The following is a 3,253-nucleotide window of genomic DNA, read 5'->3' as shown; positions in this document are numbered from 1 at the left end:
CCCATTCGCGGCGAAGGCAGGCTTAGGGGCGACATCGCTCTTGGCGGGTGTTGTGGAGGGAGCGTTTTCGGCGGCGAGTTGATCGACGCTCGGATGGTTTGCCAGTGCCAGACGCGCAGGCTGACCTGCATCTCGCACCAAGTCGACGCCGAGCAGATCGGCGACGCGATGGCGGAAATAGACGGGGTTCGTCATCTGCGCCCAATGGGCCATCCGCTCACCGATCTTGTCGGCGGGCACATCTTCCGCGGCCATCAGCCGCGCCGCGCGCCAATCGCCCTGGAGGGCGTAGGCATAAGCCAGGTTCTGGCGCACCTTGGCGGAGCTTTCGCCGAAGCGAAGCTGGTTGGCGAGGACGAGCGCGCCGCGCTTGGGTTCGCCCGCCAAGGCGATGGCGAGGCCGAAATCGGCCGGATCGAGATCGGTTTCGTGGGCGTTGAGTGTCCGCAGGGCAGCGTCCTGATGCCCGCTCGCGATCTGGGCGAGGGCCAGCGAGAGGATGGTGCGCTGCGATCCGTCACCCAATTGCCGCGCTTCGGCGAGCGTGGTGGCCGCCGATTCGAAACGGCCCGCTTCGATATAGGCTCCACCCAGCAGCGCGCGCAGATCGGCGTCGCGCGGCGATGCCAGCACGGCGCTTTCCGCGAAGGAGACGGCCTTGTCGCTCTTGCCCTTGGCCAGGGCGCTTTCGGCCTTGACCGCCGAAACCGAAGCTGGCGGCGCTTCCTTGGTGCTGCATCCACCCAGAGTGGCACTTGCCAGTGCGGTGGTCAGCGTCAGCCCAACCATGCGGGCGGTCCGATTGATTGTCGTGGAGCGCATTTCCCTCTCCCTAAGCGGTCGGGCATTCGTTTTCGGCAAAGATGATCACGGGCGTTTTACCTGAGCCGCCAGCGTTTCGATTTCGGGCATTTCGGCGAGCATCGCGTCGAGGGCCTGCGTCACCAGGTTCTGGGCGCTCTGGCCGCTGATCGTGGAGGCGAGACGGAGGCGCAGATGGCGTTCCGGATCGAGCCGCAGGGTAAAGGCAGCCCGGCGGTTGCCTGATGCGGCAGCGCGGGCGCCGAGCTTCGCGGCAGGCTTGACGAATGCCTCGACAGCGTCCCGGCGGTTCTCGCCGAGTTTCTTCGCGATCCGGTCGATCGTTTCGCGCACGGGACTGACCTGAGCTTCGATCGCTTCCTCGGAAGCGTGGGCGACTTCGTAATCGCCGTCCCGCGACGAATTCCCATCCGCTTCCGTATCGAAGCGGACGATCTGCGCACCTGGATGGCGGCGGGCGCTGGTGTCCTCGCCCATGTCGTTCCAGCCGAGATCTTCCAGTTCGGCAGCGGCATCGGCGGGATCGATCTTGCCCGGCATGCCGTGCTGCGGGCGCATGGCCGGGCGCGCTCCGCCCTTGCGGGCGAGCAGCGTCGGCGAAAGGGAGGCGAAACCGGCGTCGTGCATGGTCCTGTTCCCGTGTGGGCCCCCGTCTTACTGCGCCACCCGGCGGCCGAAGCCGCCCTGGGGCCGATGGGCGCTCGGCATCGCGCTCTGCGTGTTGGGAGCGGCGAAGACGGTGCGGCGGAAATTCTTCTCGAGCCGGTCGGAAACGTATTTCCACAGCGCAGTCACTTCGGCAGCGCTGCGGCTGACGGGATCGACCTCCATCACCGTGCGCCCGTCGATCATCGAAGCGGCGAAATCGGTGCGGTGGTGGAGCGTGATCGGAGCGACCGTCCCGTGCTGAGACAGGGCGACAGCGGCTTCGGAAGTGATCCGCGCCTTGGGCGTCGCGCCATTGACCACGAAGACCAGCGGCTTGCCCGCCCGCTCGCACAGATCGACCGTAGCGCCCACAGCGCGCAGATCGTGCGGGGAAGGGCGAGTGGGTACCACGATCAGTTCGGCGACAGAGATCACCGACTGGATCGCCATGGTGATGGCGGGCGGCGTGTCGATGACGGCAAGCTTGAAGCCCTGCTGGCGCAGGATCATCAGGTCGCCGGCGAGCCGCGCGACGGTGGTCTGGGCGAAAGCGGGATATTCCGCTTCGCGCTCGTTCCACCAATCGGCGAGCGAGCCCTGCGGATCGATGTCGATCAGCACGACGGGCCCCGCGCCCGCCCGCTGTGCCTGGACGGCGAGATGTCCGGACAGGGTCGTCTTGCCCGATCCGCCCTTCTGCGATGCCAACGCCAGTACCCGCAAACCCCGGTCCCCCTAAACGCTTCAAAATCGCGATCCGCCTCGTGCGGCTCGCCTCGTTCGCTGGGCGCGAACATTCGCCATGGGGATTCGCAGACTACCCTAAATTTTAAGTTAAAGACGGCCTGCAAATCGGCCCGGACCCGGTCCTGCAAGCATTGCCTCTGTCGGGTCGGAACTGATGCCACCGGTATCGCTGGCCACATCGCAACGTTTTGCTAACGGACGATTTACTATAGAATGCGCGCAATCGCCCCGGGGTGTTAGGCTGGGGCATCTGACTGGCGGAGACTTCGAACATGACCACCTCACCCTTTTATCGCAGCGTGGGCGGCGGTGTGCTGGCCGCCTGCCTGCTCGCGCTCGGCGCGCCCGCACAGGCTGATGTGAAGAGCGGCGTCGATGCCTGGTCGGCTGGCGATTACGCCACGGCGGTGCGCGAATGGTCTGGCCCTGCACAGGCGGGCGATGCCGATGCGCAGTTCAATCTCGGCCAGGCCTATCGCCTGGGGCGCGGCGTGGAGGCCGACAAGGAGCAGGCAGAGGCGCTTTATGCCGCCGCCGCCGCGCAGGGCCATGTCCAGGCATCGGACAATTACGGCCTGTTGCTGTTCGAGGACGGTCGGCGCGAAGCGGCCATGCCCTATATCACTGCCGCTGCCGGACGGGGCGATCCGCGCGCGCAATATCTGCTGGGCGTCGCGCATTTCAACGGAGACCTGGCGGAAAAGGACTGGCCGCGCGCCTATGCGCTGCTGACGCTCGCCAACAATAGCGGCCTCCCGCAGGCGCGCGCCGCGATGACGCAGATGGACGAATTCATTCCTCTGGCACAGCGTGAGGAAGCGCAGGTGCTCGCGCAGCGGATCAAGAGCGAGGCCGACGCCAATCGCGCGCGCCAGCTCGCCGCGGTCGATCTGGGCGGCACGCCGGTGGCGGTTCCGGCCGCAACCGTTCCGGCGCGCGCTGCCGCTCCTGTTCCTGCCGCAACGCGCCCGGTCGAAGTGGCGCGGGCCGACACCGCCGGGGCCGATTACACGCTGCCCGAAGGCCGTCGCCAACC

At 66.9% G+C, this 3,253-nt stretch carries 3 protein-coding genes and 1 pseudogene; 1 reads left to right on the top strand and 3 read right to left on the bottom strand.

The genetic code is table 11. The features are described from left to right. The 3 genes from A3736_RS00840 to A3736_RS00830 form a co-directional block, all read right to left on the bottom strand. Positions 1 to 822: lipopolysaccharide assembly protein LapB (locus A3736_RS00840; RefSeq protein WP_156501896.1), on the bottom strand; the 822-nt coding region annotated here is incomplete at its 3' end. A gap of 45 nt (positions 823 to 867) precedes the next feature. Then, positions 868 to 1,449, bottom strand: a complete 582-nt coding sequence (locus A3736_RS00835; RefSeq protein WP_067678018.1) for a hypothetical protein — start codon at positions 1,447 to 1,449, stop codon at positions 868 to 870. Between the two features lie 27 nt (positions 1,450 to 1,476). Continuing rightward, complete coding sequence (locus A3736_RS00830) at positions 1,477 to 2,193, bottom strand: ParA family protein (protein ID WP_067678015.1); 717 nt, start codon at positions 2,191 to 2,193, stop codon at positions 1,477 to 1,479. Positions 2,194 to 2,489: 296 nt separating this feature from the next. Here A3736_RS00830 and A3736_RS00825 point away from each other — a divergent pair. Continuing rightward, positions 2,490 to 3,253: pseudogene (locus A3736_RS00825) on the top strand (SEL1-like repeat protein); the annotation flags it as partial.

Source organism: Erythrobacter sp. HI0063 (assembly GCF_001635685.1).
GTDB lineage: Bacteria > Pseudomonadota > Alphaproteobacteria > Sphingomonadales > Sphingomonadaceae > Qipengyuania.
Note: the sequence above shows the minus strand (reverse complement) of the source record. Positions and strands in the feature narration are given on the sequence as shown.